Annotated in this window: 11 protein-coding genes; 8 read left to right on the top strand and 3 right to left on the bottom strand. The window is 35.5% G+C overall.

The window, feature by feature from the left end:
• Positions 1-186 precede the first annotated feature (186 nt).
• The 3 genes from MUO14_RS05605 to MUO14_RS05595 are packed head-to-tail and all read left to right on the top strand — an operon-like array spanning position 187 to position 3,547.
• Positions 187-1,533 (top strand): phenylacetate--CoA ligase family protein, encoded by a 1,347-nt coding sequence (locus tag MUO14_RS05605; RefSeq protein ID WP_244754091.1) that lies wholly within the window; start codon positions 187-189, stop codon positions 1,531-1,533.
• Positions 1,530-2,825, top strand: coding sequence for a nucleotide sugar dehydrogenase (locus tag MUO14_RS05600; protein ID WP_244754090.1), 1,296 nt, complete (start codon positions 1,530-1,532; stop codon positions 2,823-2,825). The genes MUO14_RS05605 and MUO14_RS05600 overlap by 4 nt, the downstream gene beginning before the upstream one ends.
• Positions 2,822-3,547 carry a WecB/TagA/CpsF family glycosyltransferase gene (locus MUO14_RS05595; RefSeq protein WP_244754089.1) on the top strand — a complete coding sequence of 242 codons (726 nt, stop codon included), beginning with the start codon at positions 2,822-2,824 and terminating at the stop codon, positions 3,545-3,547. The genes MUO14_RS05600 and MUO14_RS05595 overlap by 4 nt, the downstream gene beginning before the upstream one ends.
• 170 nt (positions 3,548-3,717) lie before the next feature.
• Here the strand turns inward: MUO14_RS05595 and MUO14_RS05590 are convergent, their stop codons facing one another.
• A complete protein-coding gene (locus MUO14_RS05590; RefSeq protein ID WP_244754088.1) occupies positions 3,718-4,908 on the bottom strand; it encodes a CDP-glycerol glycerophosphotransferase family protein in 1,191 nt (396 codons plus the stop codon).
• Positions 4,901-5,299 carry a glycerol-3-phosphate cytidylyltransferase gene (gene tagD / locus MUO14_RS05585; RefSeq protein ID WP_244754087.1) on the bottom strand — a complete coding sequence of 133 codons (399 nt, stop codon included), beginning with the start codon at positions 5,297-5,299 and terminating at the stop codon, positions 4,901-4,903. Before tagD ends, MUO14_RS05590 begins: the two co-directional genes overlap by 8 nt.
• A gap of 347 nt (positions 5,300-5,646) precedes the next feature.
• Here tagD and MUO14_RS05580 point away from each other — a divergent pair, with 347 nt between their 5' ends.
• Entirely contained in the window at positions 5,647-10,269 is a 4,623-nt protein-coding gene (locus tag MUO14_RS05580; RefSeq protein ID WP_244754086.1) for a PA14 domain-containing protein, read from the top strand.
• Between the two features lie 44 nt (positions 10,270-10,313).
• On the opposite strand, the gene MUO14_RS05575 is transcribed toward MUO14_RS05580, so the two are convergent.
• Positions 10,314-11,888, bottom strand: a complete 1,575-nt coding sequence (locus tag MUO14_RS05575) for a glycosyltransferase (protein ID WP_244754085.1) — start codon at positions 11,886-11,888, stop codon at positions 10,314-10,316.
• A 172-nt stretch (positions 11,889-12,060) separates the two neighbouring features.
• Here MUO14_RS05575 and MUO14_RS05570 point away from each other — a divergent pair, with 172 nt between their 5' ends.
• From MUO14_RS05570 to tagH, 4 genes are all read left to right on the top strand, one after another.
• A complete protein-coding gene (locus tag MUO14_RS05570; protein WP_244754084.1) occupies positions 12,061-13,530 on the top strand; it encodes a glycosyltransferase in 1,470 nt (489 codons plus the stop codon).
• A gap of 131 nt (positions 13,531-13,661) precedes the next feature.
• Positions 13,662-15,710, top strand: coding sequence for a CDP-glycerol glycerophosphotransferase family protein (locus tag MUO14_RS05565; RefSeq protein WP_244754083.1), 2,049 nt, complete (start codon positions 13,662-13,664; stop codon positions 15,708-15,710).
• A 155-nt stretch (positions 15,711-15,865) separates the two neighbouring features.
• A complete protein-coding gene (locus MUO14_RS05560; protein ID WP_244754082.1) occupies positions 15,866-16,684 on the top strand; it encodes an ABC transporter permease in 819 nt (272 codons plus the stop codon).
• A gap of 16 nt (positions 16,685-16,700) precedes the next feature.
• Positions 16,701-17,507: a teichoic acids export ABC transporter ATP-binding subunit TagH gene (gene tagH / locus MUO14_RS05555; RefSeq protein WP_244755479.1), complete on the top strand. Its 807-nt coding sequence runs from the start codon at positions 16,701-16,703 to the stop codon at positions 17,505-17,507.
• Positions 17,508-17,610 lie beyond the last annotated feature (103 nt).

The following is a 17,610-nucleotide window of genomic DNA, read 5'->3' as shown; positions in this document are numbered from 1 at the left end:
ATAAAGCATAAGTAAAGTTACTTCTCTAATTTTTAACTAAATCTTTACATTAAAGGTGTTGTATGAATGAAGAGAGAAGAAGTAGAATTACCCGTACAACCCATTGTTTTAAGTGAAGTATTTGAAAAGTGAATAAGCTAATGAACTTCTCATCATAAGAGCAGCTAAATCTAAGGAGAGAGAATAGTGAGTTTGATTAATCGGTTGAAAATTTTCGTTATGGAAAAGAGCAGAAGAACAAATGGAATGCACTACTATAAAATATATAAACGGAGTCAGTGGCAAGACCAACAACAATTGGCCACTTTACAATTTAAACAATTAACTAATCTGGTGGATCACGTTTATCATCATGTTCCATATTATAAGCATTATATGGAGGAAGCGGGCATAAAACCTAAGGATTTTACTTCACTAGAGGATCTAAACAAGCTCCCCATAGTAGGCAAAGATGAGATGAAACGTCATAAAAATGCAATGGTGGCTAATAATATAAAAGAATACAGGGCAGAGGAAAAGCGGACAGGTGGATCGACGGGCAGGCCGTTAAAATATTTCGTGCCAAAAGTGTCTCATTCATTGATGTGGGCGAACATTTGGCGCGGATGGAATGTAACAGGTTACCAGCCTGGTGATAAAATCGCTGTGTTAGCTGGAGGCTCATTATTATCAGGTTTTGATATAAAAAGAAAATTATACTATTTTTTGAACAATTGGATTCCCTTTTCTTCCTATAACATGTCAGATGACACGATGGGGTCTTACTTAAAGAAACTGAAAAAAGGTAAAATTAAATTTCTTTATGGCTATTCATCATCTACGTATGAGTTGGCAAACTTCATCATAAAAAAAGGTGAGACTTTGCAATTGAATGGGGTGATCACCACATCAGAAGTCCTGTTACCACATTACCGCGAAGCCATAGAAAAGGCATTCAACTGTCAAGTGTTTGACCAATACGGAGCAAATGACGGAGGAGTGACAGCCTTTGAGTGTCGACAACATGACGGGTTACACATTGGAATGGAGCGCTGTTATGTTGAAATTGTCGATGAAGAAGGACACGCTGTTCCGGACGCAGTGGAAGGTAGAATCCTGCTCACTGACTTAACTAACTATGCTATGCCATTTATACGATATGAAGTAGGGGATTATGGGTCATTAACTACAGAGCCATGTTCATGTGGCAGAGGTTTACTACGTTTCACACACATTAAGGGAAGGCAACAGGAATTCATTTACTCAGCAGGAAACCGGAAAGTACATGGAGGCTTCTTCTCAACTACTTTCCGGCAATATGATGCTGTGGAACAATTCCAAGTGACACAAGATAAAGTCGGAGAGGTAATGATAAAGCTGAAGTTATCAGACCCGCAGTTTGAACAAAAACTCGAACGTATTAGGCGAAACATTTTAGAAAAAGCAGAATTAAAAAAAGTATCCTTTGAAATTACGGATCATTTTGAGAAAACCAAAGGTGGAAAGCATAGATTTGTCATAAACAACGTGACTGAAAGGGAGTATCTGCAATGAAGAAATCATTATGTGTAGTTGGTTTAGGGTATATTGGTTTGCCCACCTCAGTTATGTTTGCCATAAATGGTCATCAGGTCCATGGCGTGGACGTAAATCGTCAGGTAGTGGAGATGATAAGTAGGAAACAACTTCATATTGAAGAAAGTGGACTGTCCGAACGACTGAAGGATGCGATTGATACGGGACTATTCAAAGCTTCCATAGAGCCGACAGAGGCTGATGTATTTATCATCGCTGTTCCATCTCCAATCAAAGCAGATAAAACAGCAAATCTGGAATATGTCCGAAGTGCTACTGAATCAATTGTTCCTTTTCTTAAACCAGGAAACCTTGTCATCTTGGAATCCACTGTACCCCCAAGAACAGTTGAAGATGTCATGATACCTGTTTTGAGCGAATCTGGATTAGAGCTAGGTGAAGAATTATTTGTGTCCCATTCACCTGAACGTGTCATCCCAGGAAGAGTCTTTCAAGAGCTGGTCGATAATGATCGAATCGTTGGAGGTATCGATGAACAATCATCACAAATGACAATGGAGTTATATCAATCATTTGTACGAGGAAATATTCACTTAACTGATGCAACAACTGCAGAAATGGCAAAGGTTATTGAGAATACTTACCGTGACGTCAACATTGCATTCGCGAATGAGCTCGCACTAATAAGTGAAAAAATCGGTGTCAATTCATGGGAAGCCATCAAGCTGGCCAACTATCACCCACGTGTGAATATCCACACACCAGGTCCTGGAGTAGGAGGGCACTGTATCGCAGTTGATCCATGGTTCTTGGCTGAAATCGAACCAGATCTGTCAAACATCATCCAGCTTTGCCGACATACGAATGATCAAATGCCGGTATTTACGGCTGATAAAATTGAAGAACTGTTGAAGGATAATTTTATAAGGGATCCGAAAGTGGCACTATTTGGAATATCTTTCAAGGCAAACATTGATGATCAGCGGGAGAGCCCTTCCTTGAAGGTTATTGAAAAAATGGTAGAACGGGGAATTGATTTCACAACGTTTGATCCCCATATAAAAGAGAATGTTGTTTTGAATCAAACCCAACATATGGAGACAGCCTTGAGTGAGGCAGATATAGTTGTCTTCTTAACAGATCATGATGAATTTAAGACCCTTGACCCTGAAGTTGTAAAAAGTACAATGAATAATAAGTTGATTTTTGATACGAAGAACGTTCTTAACTTAGATGAATGGAAAAACGCAGGATTTATTGTCAAAAGGTTAGGCGATTCTAAAATTAATAAGGTCAAGGTAAAATCATGAAGGAAAAATTTCTAGGAGTTGACGTAAGTAGTTATACTTATAACCAACTCAAAAAAAACATTATATCTGACATCGAGCAAAATAAACAGTCATTTATCGTAGCCATTAACCCTGAAAAAATTCTCCAGGCCCAAAAAAATGTAATATTGTTACGCTTATTAAATCAAGCCACTTACCAGATCCCTGATGGTGTAGGCGTTCTACTGGCTTCAAAAATATACGGTGGGAATATTTCCGAGCGCGTAACAGGAATAGATATGTTACTTACACTTTGTGAACAAGCATCGACCTATGGTAAGTCGATATTTCTATATGGTGCCCAGCCAGGAGTGGCTGAGAAAGCAAAAGAAAACTTGCTCAGAAAATATCCGAATTTGAACATAGTTGGTGTGATGGACGGATATGTAGATGATCACGAGTATATCAAGAAACAAATCAATGCTGCTAAACCTGATATTCTATGTGTTGGTCTAGGCAGCCCACGTCAAGAAAACTGGATTGTTGATAACATGAAGAATCTTGATGTCCGAATTTTTCAAGGAGTAGGCGGGTCCTTTGATGTATTGTCAGGTAGAGTGAAACGAGCCCCGGCCACGTTTCAAAGGTTTGGAATAGAGTGGTTGTATCGTTTGATCACTGAACCATGGAGGATCAAAAGACAGATTAAGTTGCCCATGTTTTTGTACAAAGTTTGGAAAAATAAAAAATATAATTACTCCTGATACCCTGATCTTTTACACGATTTCATTTTCAATCATATAATAAGTCGAATAAGAGACAGCTGTTATTTATTAAAATCAGGTTGTTTTTTACATAACGCGATAGGTGCAGGTATTTATGCTTGAAAAGATTAAAAAAAGAAAGATAACCAATGAAATATCTAGTTCATCGGTTATCTTTGCTTGAACAGTACGTCTTCTTTCTCTGTAACGTCCCCATAAAGTGCTTGAATGAGTTGCAGACTAGATTGTCCATTGGAATATTCATTCCAATCTTGTGCAAATTTATTCACAACCTTCATATTATAAGGTTCATTGAGAATAATTTCGACGATCTCCTCACTTGTATAAGCAACAGGGCCAGGGACCATTGAGTGATAGTCTTCCCAAAAACCTCTAGCTCTCGAATAATCTTCTAGGTCGTAAGAGTAGAAAATCATCGGTTTATTCAATAATGAGAACTCATAAGGAATGGATGAATAATCGGTAATCAAAAGATCAGTAACCATCAATAGTTCATTGATATTTTCGCCTGTAGAAACATCAATAATAAAGTTAGGATAAGAATTTGCAAATGTTGTCTTTACGGCAGGATGAAGTCGCATCATAAGGACATAGTCATCTTGCAATGTTTCATATAACAACTTCAAGTTTAACTGGATATCGGGATCAGTCAGCTGGTGATCACGAAACGTAGGCGCATACAAGATGACTTTCTTCCCTTTAATCCTAGGGTGTTTCTTCTCCATATTTGCTCGAATCCTTGAAGAATCACTATGCTCGAAAAAGAAGTCTGTCCGAGGTACGCCAGTTCTTAAAATTTTGTCATCAGACAAACCGAAGCTTTCTTTAAATATCTTGGCCATTTTATCTGATCCAACGACAACGTGATCAAACTTGTCATACACCTGTAGGAAGCGATCATTCGCACGTTTAGTTCTCGCTTCAATAGATGGGTCCTTTAATCCAAACCGTTTTACAGCACCAGAAGCATGCCAAAGTTGAATACACTCCACATTGTCACGAAAATCAGCCGCAGCTAAAAAACCGAAATAGTTGTCGACAAAGACTTTCTCGCATGTAGCTAAATGGTAGATAGAAAGAATAAAAGCATAAGGATTTTTCAAGTCAAAAGGAAGGACAGCGGTTTGTGGGTCTTCCTTATAACTATATCGACAGCCACTATCCTTTAAAATTACGATGCTTCCACTGTACTGTTTTTTCAAGGCTTCAACGGTGTACAAAATATTATCCCCAAAAGAAGAAACAAACACCGTTTTCTTCCGTTGGGGACTCAGTTTAAAAGCGTTAAATAAAATTCTTACAGTAAGCAAATACATGCTTACCAAAAATTCCCTAGCCATTGTTCACATCTAATATGTCGTTCTTAATTTTAGATGTTGATATGCCTACAGTACGTGGAAGATAAACAACTTCACAATATTCTTTCAAGTGATCAAACTTCCCTCTCCAATCATCGCCCATAACAAATACATCAATGTCGTGGTCTTGAACGTCATTGACTTTTTGTTCCCAATTGTCCTCGGGAATAACCTCGTCAACATAACGAATAGCCTCTAAAATCATTTTACGGTTCTCAAAGCTATGATAAGCTTCTTTATTTTTAATGGCATTAAATTCATCAGAAGAAATCGCTACAATCAAGTAGTCTCCAAGGTCTGCCGCACGTTTCAGTAAATTTATATGTCCCCAATGCAACAAATCAAATGTTCCATAAGTGATTACTTTCTTCATTATTGTATTCCTCCTAAAAGTCATAAAGACTGTTTATCTAAAAAAACATATGCTGTCAATTTACTATTATAATAACCTATTTTTACACGCTCTTAACATGAACTTAACAATTTATTTAAATTTAACCTAAAATTCTCTTAAATTCGACCGATATAATATAAGACGTACTGGGTAATAGTTTAACAGTTTAAGCAGTTAGGCACAAGGTATTACCTGAAAGTACCAGTCTTTGAACATCGTTAATTGTCGGTTTCTTGAAAGGAATATAAAATGTAGTCGAAAATAGTCTTATATTTTTCATCTTGTATAATTATCGATGTTTCAATAAATTTAAAATGGAGGTGCTAGTGATAGTTTTAAAGTTAAAATTGAATATGAGGTTGTCTTTGTTTTTGGTTCTTATTATCATCTTAACTTCTTTATTAGGAAAAGAAGTGGCAAATGCAGCAGAAGGTAATTGGTCAGGGGCATTTTACAACAATCGTACTTTATCTGGAACTCCAATACCAGCAAGGTATGAAAGTTTATCTTTTAATTGGGGTTATAAATCTCCTGAAAAAGGTGTTGATGCCAATAACTTCAGTGCTAAGTTTCAGAAGCAAATAAAAACGGATGGAAAGACCGGTTATTTTCTTCATACATATGCTGATGATGGTGTACGTCTATCTGTTGATGGGAACAGGAAAATTGATAGGTGGAAAACTTCTGCCGGAGAGTTGGATAAAGCATTGCTACCTAACCTTAGTGCAGGAACACATACTGTCACTTCGGAATACTTCGAAGCGAGTGGGGCAGCGAATTATTTCACCGATGTCCGTCCATTTGGAGAGTGGGTTAGTTATTATTACAATAATACATCGCTGAGTGGTGATCCGGTTTATAGTGAAGCTATATCGACACGTAATAAAGGCATCCTCTCGTTGGATCATGGTTATAACTCCCCCTCTTCTAAAGTGGACAATAACAAATTCTCTGCTGAATATCATACAGCTATGAGGTTAAAAGAGGGAGAATATATCATCACTCTAGGCGCGGATGACGGCGTTAGAGTGTTCATTGATAATAAGCTAGTCTTGAATAACTGGAATCCACAAGCATTTTCTAATGATAGGTTTAAAGTCAAGGTGAATGATTCTAAAGAGAATGGAGACATTCATTGGGTAAGAGTAGAATATTTTGATAAATCAAGCGTTGGAAAACTTGACTTTTCTATTAATCCAATTAAAAAGGAGTTATCTACAAACTCATGGATGAACACTTATTACAAGAATGACAATCTTGCGGATCTTGCTAAGGTTTATGGTGGAAAACAAGCTGTAATTAATGACATCTATTACAATTTTCGTTTAGGAGAACCGATTTATGGGTATCCTAAAGATTTCTTTTCAGCTTCTTATTACAAACTGCTAGAAGGAAACAAAGATTACTTTGTACAAACTTATGCTGATGACGGTGTGAAAGCATCGATCAACGGTAAAGAAATATTAAACCGTTGGGGTAATTCAGCAGGTGAAATCGACCTAGGCCACATTACCAATCTTAATTCTGGTAATCATGTGTTACGAGTGGATTATAAAGAGGCGAGTGGTGCAGCTGAAGTAATAGCTAACGCTGTTCCTTTTGGGGATTGGGAAGCTTATTACTATAATAATACTGAACTAACTGGCATGCCTGTCTCAAAAGAAGTAATTAGATCAAACAATAATACCTTCTCCATTGACTATGGTTACGGAAGTCCGAGTCCTGATGTTAACTCAAACGAGTTTTCAGCAAGGTATGTTACTTCAAAAAGGCTCCCAGCTGGCGATTATATTTTGCGTACTAGAGCGGACGACGGAATTAAGGTATATATTGATGACAAATTAATCGTTAATAGGTGGTTAACAAGTGCCTTTGGAGAAAAGGATACTAGACTTATTAAAATAAAAAATAAGGATGGTGGAAATGTCCACGATATCCGAATAGAATATTTTGATAAATCCAGTGTAGGAAAGGTAGAACTTTCTCTCTCATCTGTTAGGGAGGAATCTACTACTAATGATTGGTTAGGTGTCTATTATTCAACTCCTGAATTTGCAGGCAAAACCTCCGTTGAAGGTGGGCAATTATCAGGTTATAAAGTTAAAGATATTTTCTATAATTGGGGTAATGGAACACCGAAACCTGGGTTTCCTCGAGACAACTTCTCATCTAAGTTCTATAAAAAATTAGAACGAGGGAAAAGTTATTTTGCCCACACATACTCAAATGACAGTGTGCGTGTCAGAGCAGGAAACCAACTGATTATTGATGATTGGAAGGATCAAGAAGGGGAAATCGCAACTGGATTAATACCCTCTGTTAATGAAAATAATGAGTTATTGGAAGTTGACTACAAAGAAGGAAAGGGGAATGCATCCCTTGTAGCAGATGTCTTAGAAACAGGGGATTGGATAGCCTATTACTTTAATAATTCTGAGGTGAAAGGTCCTCCTGTAGATAAGGAAGTCATAAAGAACTACAATGGTAATTTATCTTTTGACTTCGGTTATGGGAGCCCTAGTGAAGCGGTCAACAGTGATGATTTTTCAGCAGTGTATACTACTTATACAAAGTTAGAACCTGGTAATTATATTATGCGCACAAATGCGGATGACGGCATAAGGGTGTATATTGATGGGAAACTTGCTTCTAATTCATGGGAGCTGAGTAAATATGGCGACCAAAAAACTCACGAAATAAACGTTAGTGGTAACAAGTTTCATAAGATACAGGTGAAATATTTTGATAAAGGTAGTATTGGTAAGTTTGACTTTTCATTACAACCTATAAACAATGAGATTCCTAAAAATGAGTGGTTAAGTTTATATTATAATAATCCTGATTTTAATGGAGTTCCGGTAAGTGACGGCGGGAAATATTCCACTGTTCCACTTTCAAGAATTGCTAATTATTGGTGGATGGACTCACCCTCAACTAATATAAAAAACAATTACTTTTCAGCGAAATATTTGACTAAAATTGATGGGAATAAAGATTACTTTATTTCTGCCTTTGCGGATGATAGTTTGGAAGTATTTGTGAATGACAACAGGGTTATCCGTCAAGCAGCTTACACTGGTGATCCAGTTAAAGCATTACTGCCTAATCTGCCAGCAGGTGAGCATACAATAACGGCAAATTATGTTGAAAAGTCTAGTGCGGCTGTATTATATAATGATGTAGTGCCGTTTGGGCAATGGGTGTCCTATTATTACAATAATACAAAATTGGATGGTCACCCTGTTAACTCAAAAGTTATTCCATCTAATTCAAATAATGGCTTTGCTGAAAATTTTGGATACGGAGCGCCGATGGAGAAAGTTTCAGATGACCAGTTCTCGGCTAGATATGTTACAGCTAAAAGGTTGAATCCTGGAAACTATATACTAGAAACGAGGGTCGATGATGGGGTCCAAATTCTGGTGGATGGTGAAGTTGTTGTAGATCATTGGAATACAAAGGGTGGAAAGTTAGATAGAACTCGATTAGATTTACAAAACACATCAAACGGAAATATTCATTGGATAGAAGTAAGATACTTTGACCAAAGTAGTGTTGGTAATATAGACTTCTCTATAGTACCTTATGACCAATCAAAATTACTCTCTGCTAATAACTGGTTAGCTGAGTATTATAACGGCGTAATTGATCCAAATCAACCAAGTTCTACGACGGGTAAATCTTTTATTTTTGGTGGGGAAAACTCCCAAGAAAAAATTGATTCTATCAATTTTGATTGGGATGTAAATTCCCCATATAAGGATATTAATGCAAACTACTTTTCAGGAGTATTTAGTAAAGTAATTAGCATACCTGAGACAGGAGATTATGAATTTAAATTACAAGCTGATGATGGTGTCATTCTAGAAATTGATGACAAGCTAGTTATTGATTCGTGGGAAGCTAGCAATAATTCTTCCAGAACAGAAAGGGTTTCTTTATCAAAAGGAAATCATAAAGTTGAAATTAAGTATTTTGAAAGAACTGGTGCTGCGTCTTTAAAGTTTGATTATAAAATTGTTAAAAAGAAGGAAGTAAATACGACCTATAAAAACTATGCTATCAGTTTAGAAGAAATGATTAATATTCAAATGACAGCAACTCCTCAAACTGATAAAAGGTACAAGCTATGGTTAAGGGAAGATGGCTTGACTAATATTTCAGGAGGTAAGGGAACAGTTACAGGTAATGTCTGGAATTTGCGTAAAGGTCCGCATACAAGCTATACAGTCGGTGATCGGGTCAGTGGTGGATCGAGGCTCTCGTTATACTCTAGCGTAACTGGACCTGATGGATTTACCTGGTACAATGTGAAAAATACAAGTGGTTGGGTCATTTCTAATAAGGAAGATTTAGCTTACTATTTAAAACCAAATAATTTTATTGGCAACTTCAAAGACTCGTTACAATTTGCTAAGTTGTCTATGCCATCAGACATTAATCCAAAAGAGGTAAACAATAAGATCTTAAATGGCAAAGGGATTCTTGAGGGTAAAGCAGAGGCATTTGTAGAAGGCGGTAAGGAGCATGGTGTAAACGAAATTTACTTAATATCTCATGCACTACTAGAAACCGGAAATGGGGCATCTGCTCTGGCTACAGGAGTTTCCTATAATGGTAAAACAGTTTATAATATGTATGGAATAGGTGCATACGATAGTTGTCCCCTCTCATGTGGTGCAAAATATGCCTATGATGCTGGATGGTTTACACCTGAAGCTGCCATAAAAGGTGGTGCTGCATTTATAGGTCAAGGATATGTAAACAAAGGGCAGGATACATTATATAAGATGAGATGGGATCCTGACTTTGCAGCCCAATATGGAAGATTTGGACACCAATATGCAACAGACATAGGCTGGGCAAGTAAACAAACATGGAAAATGGAACAATTATACGGCTTGCTAGAATCATATTCTATTACATTAGAGATACCGAGGTACCAATAATATATAAAAAAGGAGCGCGAACTTAGAGCGCTCCTTTTTTATAATTACTTTTCACTTTTTTTATATTGCTCCGCTTTTTCAATGGAAGATATGAACTTCTCCTTATACAATTCTTTATTAAAGTTTCGATTTATATAATCAGAACCTTTAACACCTAACTCCTTAGCTTCCTCTGGATTCTCAAATAGGTAAATCATCTCTTGAGCTAAGGAATCGATATCTTTATCCTCAACTAATTTACCTGTAACGTTATCCTGAATTAAATCACTTGGCCCGTATTTTATATTGTAGCTGACTACCGGTGTTTTATTTACCATACTCTCTAAAACTGATAAAGCAAATCCCTCGCTTTTAGAGGTCAGAATGGAGAATAAAGCTTTCTGATAGATTTCATCAGGTTTATGTGTATATCCTTTTAACTCAACATTGTTTGATAGATTTAGTTCATTAATAAGACTGGCTAACTTTTCATCTTCAGTACCTGTACCCCATATTTCAAGTTTAGCATCAGGTACGTGTTCTACTACAGTTTTAAATGCCTTGATAGAATGGTCCACACGTTTTAAAGTAGATAATCTACTTACGATTACAGCTAGTTTAGGGTTTGTAGATGTATTAGTAAACAATCCTTTTATACCCTTCTTATTGTTATCTTCATGATAGTGAGGTACCACGTGGAAAAATTGGTCTTTACCATATCTATTAACCAAATCCTCTTTCTGTTCATTTGTTAGAACGAAGGCACCGTCATAGTTATTTAAATTAGCAATACCCGTTTTTACTTTAGAGGTAATTTCACCATTTACATCAAAAGGATAATTCACATGACTACTATGCAACCTCCATATTTTAGTCGCTAATTCAGGGTTTAATTTGGCTAAAACATCATCTGTGCTTCGGGTATCAGAAATGACAATTGGCTCGTCCATGTTAACCAGAATATCCTCTAACCAGTCCTTTTTAAAAATTGTACTACCACTTGTATAGACCCTTTCAATTTCACCAGTACTTGTGTTAAATAAGTTTATCCTCTGGATTTTAGCATTTTTAGGGTTGTTCCATTGAGAAAGATAGGCCTTTCCATCCTGGTTATAAAGAATGATCTGTCTCGCTTTGTTTTCTAAAAAGTCCATATAAGAAATTTTTCTAATTTCCCCTGTAGTATCATACTCCACTCTTTTTGTTCGGTATCTATTTTCATTAAAATAATCTATAAGTTGGAGACGATCTTTACCATCGAATGAAATGTATCTAGTATATAATCCATTCTCATAGACTCTATAAGCATTATGACCTTCTCGTTTATCGGCGGTCTCCTCATTAGTTAATTCACTAAGGATGGTTTTTTTTAGTATAGAGCTAGAAGTAGAAAGAGTATCATTATCTCCTTCAAGTTCCTCATACAAATTTCTAATAACCACGTTCGGATTAACTTTACCCATTTTAATTAGTTTTTCTCTAATTTTGGGATAATTAAGGTTATAATTAAATGTAATCATCTGTACCTCATAACCCATTTCTGCGAAGGTTGATGCTTGATTTAAAGATGCTCTTGTTAGCCCGCCTCTAACTAAATCAATAGAGTTCATTAAGAAAAATATAGGTTGCTTTTTTTTCACAATTTCACCTGCTTTTTAGTGTGATTTGAATTATGGAAAGTATGGCTAGATAGCTATTCTATCATATAGTAAAATAAAAGAAATGTTTTGGAAATATATACATTTTCCTACTAAGGAAGGTGAAAATTCCTATTAAATCTTAACCGTAATAATAATCCGTGGGGGAATCTAATTGAAAAACTATGTTATCACTACTACTTTACCATATTCTTTTGGTGGACGTACGAAAGCATTGCTCAGACGAACAAGATTACTTAATCAAGAAATCAATACGAATTTCATATTAGTTAGCACGAACTTTAATCCAAACTATGAAGAGGTTTATAAACAGTATATTGAGAAAGAGTTTGTACAACCAGACACACAGTTTATTAATATTTATGATGATTTAATTCCAAGGTCATTTCCTTCTTCTATAGTCACTCATAGTATTTCAGAGAGTGGATTTAAAGCGGAAAAACTTAAAAAAAGGAATGGATATAAACTATATAAAAATAGAAATTATTCAATGTTTAAAAGTTTTGAATATGAAGGAGGGCAGTTAAAGTTCATAGATTATATTAGAGAAAACACCACTGATAGAGAATATAGAGATTATTACAATAAGAAAGGAAACAAGTGCAGAAGGATATATTATGACGAAAACGTACATGTTTACAAGGAAGAATTATTTGATGCTAGAGGGAAAGTCTATCTAACAAAAAACTTGTGCCAGAAAAATGGGGTAAGCGTTGTAAATAAAATAACTCTATACAAGAATTACATATTAAAAAAAACACATGAATTTGAGAGTGAAAATGATTTTTTTTCATTTTGGTACGAGAAAATAATTGAAGAAGGTTCAAATGTAATTTGTGATGCAAGAAAAATTGATGAAGCACTGTTAAATGTACGAAAAAATATAAAAAAAATTATTCAACTCCATTCTAATCATAAAACAATATCTGATTACTACTCGAGAAGCTACATTGTTAGGTATGCTAATAGAGCTGATAAGATTATTTTTTTAACAGAAGAGCAGCAACTGGATTTTCATAGGGATACGAATTCCAGTAAAGAAAGGCTATTAACAATCCCACATTATATTGAAGAAACATCATTACAAAATACGGTAAGAAATAAGGATAGTATTTGTGTTATATCAAGATTAGATCCGGATAAGCAAATTGATCACATTATATTAGCTTTTAAAAAGATTCAGAACAAGTACCCTGAAAAAAGTTTATACATATATGGGGATGGAAAAGATAAAAAAAGACTTGAGGAATTAATTATATCTAAAGGATTATTTAACAGTGTAAAATTAATGGGTAGAACGGAAAACCCTGATAGCGTATTTCAAGAAAGTGCATTTTCTGTATTCGCTAGTAAACACGAGGGGGTTGGTTTAGTAATATTAGAAAGTCTAAATAATGGTTGCCCTGTGGTAGGTTATCATACTAATTATGGGCCAAGTGATATGATTGCCCATAAGGAAAATGGGTTCTTAGTGAAATATAATGATAGGTTCGATTTAGAAGAAAAAATGGATCTCATGATTCAATCGAACATAGAAAAGATGTCATTACGAGCAGTGATATTAGATCGTAAATTCAGAAAAGACTCTTACGTAGACAATTGGAAGGGTGTTTTAGGTTTATGATATTATGGGGAGAGGATTTTTCATCATAATACTATCAGAAGTATAGAACAGTTGCTATTGAAACTTTCAGACTCTCAGAAGTAAATATATTATAATGAAATTATAATCGGATAAAAAATAAGGAGTATGTTATGAGACCAAGAACTAACCAACAACCTTCAGTTGCAGATATCAAATTACATGATAGTGAAAGATTATCGATCTTTATACCAATGTCTAAAGATAAAGATCGAAACAACCGCTTAGTCCTTGTTAATCGTCAATCTCAAGAAGAAATCAATATCCCGTTAAAGAAGAAAGATGTGAACAGTGATACCTGGCTTCTTTATGGAGTACTGGATTATTCTATACGGAAAGAAATATTACTTGAAGGAAAGTATTGGGACCTTTATTTGCAAAATAGCGAAGGTACACAACGGGTAAATAGTACAGACAATTCGATTGAATTTGCTAGGATAAACTTAGATGGTGTTACTTTTCATCCGTATATTACTAAAAAAGGCAACGTTTCATTTAGACACAGTGAGATTGAGCTTTTTGCAGGTATAACTGATATTGATCTTCAAAATGATGGGGCTCTAAATATAGAAGGTCTTATAGAGAAAGTGGATTCAGATAAAGTTAGAGAAAGCAACCTGATAATTACTGATACGTCTAATAATGAAAACAGAATACCGGTTCAAATTATAGAGAAACCAAGAGAGAATTTTGATGTATTTAAAACTCAGTTCAAACTTAATGAAACTTACTCAGGTGTCCTTCCTAATTCTTTAAAGTTTGCATTAGGAGTAGAAGTTACAGATAAGGAGTCTGTTTTAGTTAGGGAAAGTCCAAGATTAAAATATCATGGGCCGGCTACATTCGAGCAAGATCATTTAATTTATGATGAAAAAACAAAAATAAAGTTTACAATTAAACCAACTAAGAAGAGGAGATACCTATCCGTTAAAATTCTAGAGGACAACCCTATTAAGGAGACTATTGAAAAGGTTGAACTAAAAGTTGCTAAAATTAGAAGAGGAAAACGTGCACTAAAGATTTATAAAAGTATCTTTCGGTTTGCTAGTATCCTTCCAAGGAAGAATAATTTGGTTGTGTTTGAAAGCTTTCATGGCAAGCAGTATAGTGACAGTCCGCGTGCGATATATGAATATATGAAAGAGTATGAACCTAACTATAATTTAATATGGAGTGCAGATCGAAGGTTCTATATGGAACTCAAGGAGAAAGGCTTGCCAGTCATAAGACGATTTTCAATTCAGTGGCTGCTGGTAATGACTAGGGCTAAATATTGGGTGACAAATACACGTCTCCCTAACTGGATGCCAAAACCTAAAGGTACAGAGTATTTGCAGACTTGGCACGGCACTCCTTTAAAACGACTAGCAACTGATATGGATGAAGTTCATATGCCAGGTACTAACACGTTTAAATACAAAAGTAACTTCATTAAAGAAACTGGAAAATGGGACTATTTAGTCGCACCTAACCAATATTCCAGCGATATATTCGAGAGAGCATTCTTGTTTAACGGAACTATGATTGAGTCGGGTTACCCAAGAAATGATTACTTAATCCAACAGGATAACAAGGAAACGATGAATGGATTAAAAAAAAGTTTAAACATACCAATAGATAAAAAAGTGATATTATATGCTCCAACTTGGAGAGATAATCAGTTTTATCAAAAGGGAAAATATAAGTTCGATCTTAGTCTAGATTTAAAGCAAATGAGAGAAGAGTTAGGGGAAGAGTATGTAGTAATTCTGCGTATGCATTATTTAATTGCAGAAAACTTTGACCTTGGTCCCTTTGAAGGTTTTGCCTATGACCTTTCTAAACATGAAGACATTAGAGACCTATATTTAATCTCTGATGCGTTAATCACCGATTATTCATCTGTTTTCTTTGACTATGCTAATTTAAGAAGACCGATTATCTTTTATGTATATGACCTTGATGAGTATCGTGATAGCCTAAGAGGATTTTATTTGGACTTAGAAACGGAAGCTCCTGGACCATTGACTAAAACAACTAATGAGGTTATTACTTCAATAAAAGAATTTGAAAATAGTAACTATCATCTAGGTGAAGCTTTTGAAGAGTTTTATGACCGCTTTTGTTCCTGGGAGGACGGGGAATCCTCTAAACGTGTTGTCGAGGAAGTCTTCAAAAAGTAATGCTTAATAAATAATCGGCGTCTTTAAGAAAAAGGACGCCGATTATTTGTTGTTTCCAGTATGAACTAGGAATATATAGTGTTGTGTTTTATGTCGGATATTAGTATAATTTGATGAGTGTTTTTGACATTTGCTTTCTTAAGGAAGGACAGAATATGAAGTCATCGATTACAGTAATAAAGGAACAAATTAAATATTTTTATCTCGTACGAAGACTATCTTTGTATGAACTGAAAAGCGCTAATAATAATAATTATTTAGGAATGCTTTGGGAATTACTAAACCCAGCCATTCAAATTTCTATTTATTGGTTTGTTTTTGGTATTGGTATTCGAGGTAACAGAGTTGGTGAAGGGGGAATGGACTTTTTCCCTTGGATGCTTTCGGGTATTGTTATATGGTTTATGTTTAACCAGGGATTGATTCAAGCTTCCAAGTCCATTTACACTAAAATAAAAATATTATCGAAGATGAACTTTCCGATGAGTGTTATTCCCAGCTATGTTATTTTTTCGAAGTTTTATCCACACTTATTGTTATTAGTTTTGGTCTCCGTCATCTTAACGATATTAGGTTTTCCAATTAATATTTATTATTTGCAACTACCTATATATATGGGTGCGGTACTGGCCTTGCTTTATGCACTTTCACTAATAATGTCGACACTTTCCACAATCGTACGTGACGTACAGATGTTTCTTCAGTCTGTGTTGAGGATGTTGCTTTACTTATCTCCGATCCTTTGGGATGTTAACCAGTTGGGGGAGGAGCTAGCGTGGCTTAAAGTAATTATGAAAATTAATCCCTTCTACTATATCGTAGAAGGTTATCGTACCTCCTTATTAGGTCAAGGCTGGTACTTCATTGATGAATGGCAGTATACGTTGTACTTCGTCGGAGTTGTGGCAGTATTGTTTATTATTGGCTCTGCGTTGCACGTTAAATTCAGAAGGCACTTTATTGATTTTCTATAAAAACGGAAGTGATAACATGGCTAAATCAGTCATTGTAAATGATGTTACAAAGATATATAAATTGTTTAGCAGCCCGAAAGAGCGGTTACTTGATCTTGTGATTCCTAGGAAATCCTATGGAGAAGACTTTTATGCGCTTCAGAATGTCAGTTTCGATGTGGACGAGGGTGACATCGTAGGCTTTGTCGGAGTGAATGGTTCAGGAAAGTCCACTTTGTCTAATATTATTGCGGGCGTTGTTCCGGAATCTTCTGGATCGGTAGAAGTGAAGGGACAAGCTGCTATAATTGCAGTTAATTCTGGACTGGATAATAAGTTAACAGGTCGTGAAAATATAGAATTGAAGCTTCTTATGTTAGGCTTTAATAAACAGCAAATCAATGAACTCGAGAATGAGATTATTGAATTTGCAGAAGTTGAAAAGTTTATTGATCAGCCAGTAAAGTCGTATTCAAGTGGGATGAAGTCACGTCTTGGCTTTGCGATCTCAGTTAATGTGGATCCTGATATATTGCTAATTGATGAAGCCCTATCTGTTGGTGATAAAGCATTTGCCGAAAAAAGTTTAGCGAAGATGTATGAGTTTAAAGAGAGCGGGAAAACAATGTTTTTTGTCAGCCACTCGATTGGGCAGATGAAGAAGTTTTGCGAGAAGGTAGTCTGGCTTGAATATGGCAGAGTAAAGGAATATGGAGCTGCTAAGGAAGTTCTCGAGCACTATGAAGAATTTTTAGAGAAGTATAAGAAGATGTCTAAAAAAGAAAAACAGGAATATCAAGAAGAAGTAACGCGTAAACAAAGTGGAATAAAAGAAGCAACGTAACAAAAGGCACCCACTCTTAATAGGAGTGGGTGCTTTGTTATGTTAGCTAAACTATAAATTTTCGATTTAGGAATTTGGCTCTTATTGTGACGTTGGTCCCATT

This window comes from Halobacillus shinanisalinarum, from assembly GCF_022919835.1.
GTDB lineage: Bacteria > Bacillota > Bacilli > Bacillales > Halobacillaceae > Halobacillus_A > Halobacillus_A shinanisalinarum.
The sequence above is the reverse complement of the archived record's forward strand: the minus strand, read 5'-3'. Positions and strand labels throughout refer to the sequence as shown.

Bases quoted from the DNA above. Each gene is read 5' to 3' on its own strand.
- tagD (WP_244754087.1), bottom strand. From the start codon at position 5,299: ATGAAGAAAGTAATCACTTATGGAACATTTGATTTGTTGCATTGGGGA.
- MUO14_RS05560 (WP_244754082.1), top strand. From the start codon at position 15,866: ATGAAGTCATCGATTACAGTAATAAAGGAACAAATTAAATATTTTTAT.
- MUO14_RS05590 (WP_244754088.1), bottom strand. From the start codon at position 4,908: ATGGCTAGGGAATTTTTGGTAAGCATGTATTTGCTTACTGTAAGAATT.
- MUO14_RS05600 (WP_244754090.1), top strand. From the start codon at position 1,530: ATGAAGAAATCATTATGTGTAGTTGGTTTAGGGTATATTGGTTTGCCC.
- MUO14_RS05595 (WP_244754089.1), top strand. From the start codon at position 2,822: ATGAAGGAAAAATTTCTAGGAGTTGACGTAAGTAGTTATACTTATAAC.
- tagH (WP_244755479.1), top strand. From the start codon at position 16,701: ATGGCTAAATCAGTCATTGTAAATGATGTTACAAAGATATATAAATTG.
- MUO14_RS05565 (WP_244754083.1), top strand. From the start codon at position 13,662: ATGAGACCAAGAACTAACCAACAACCTTCAGTTGCAGATATCAAATTA.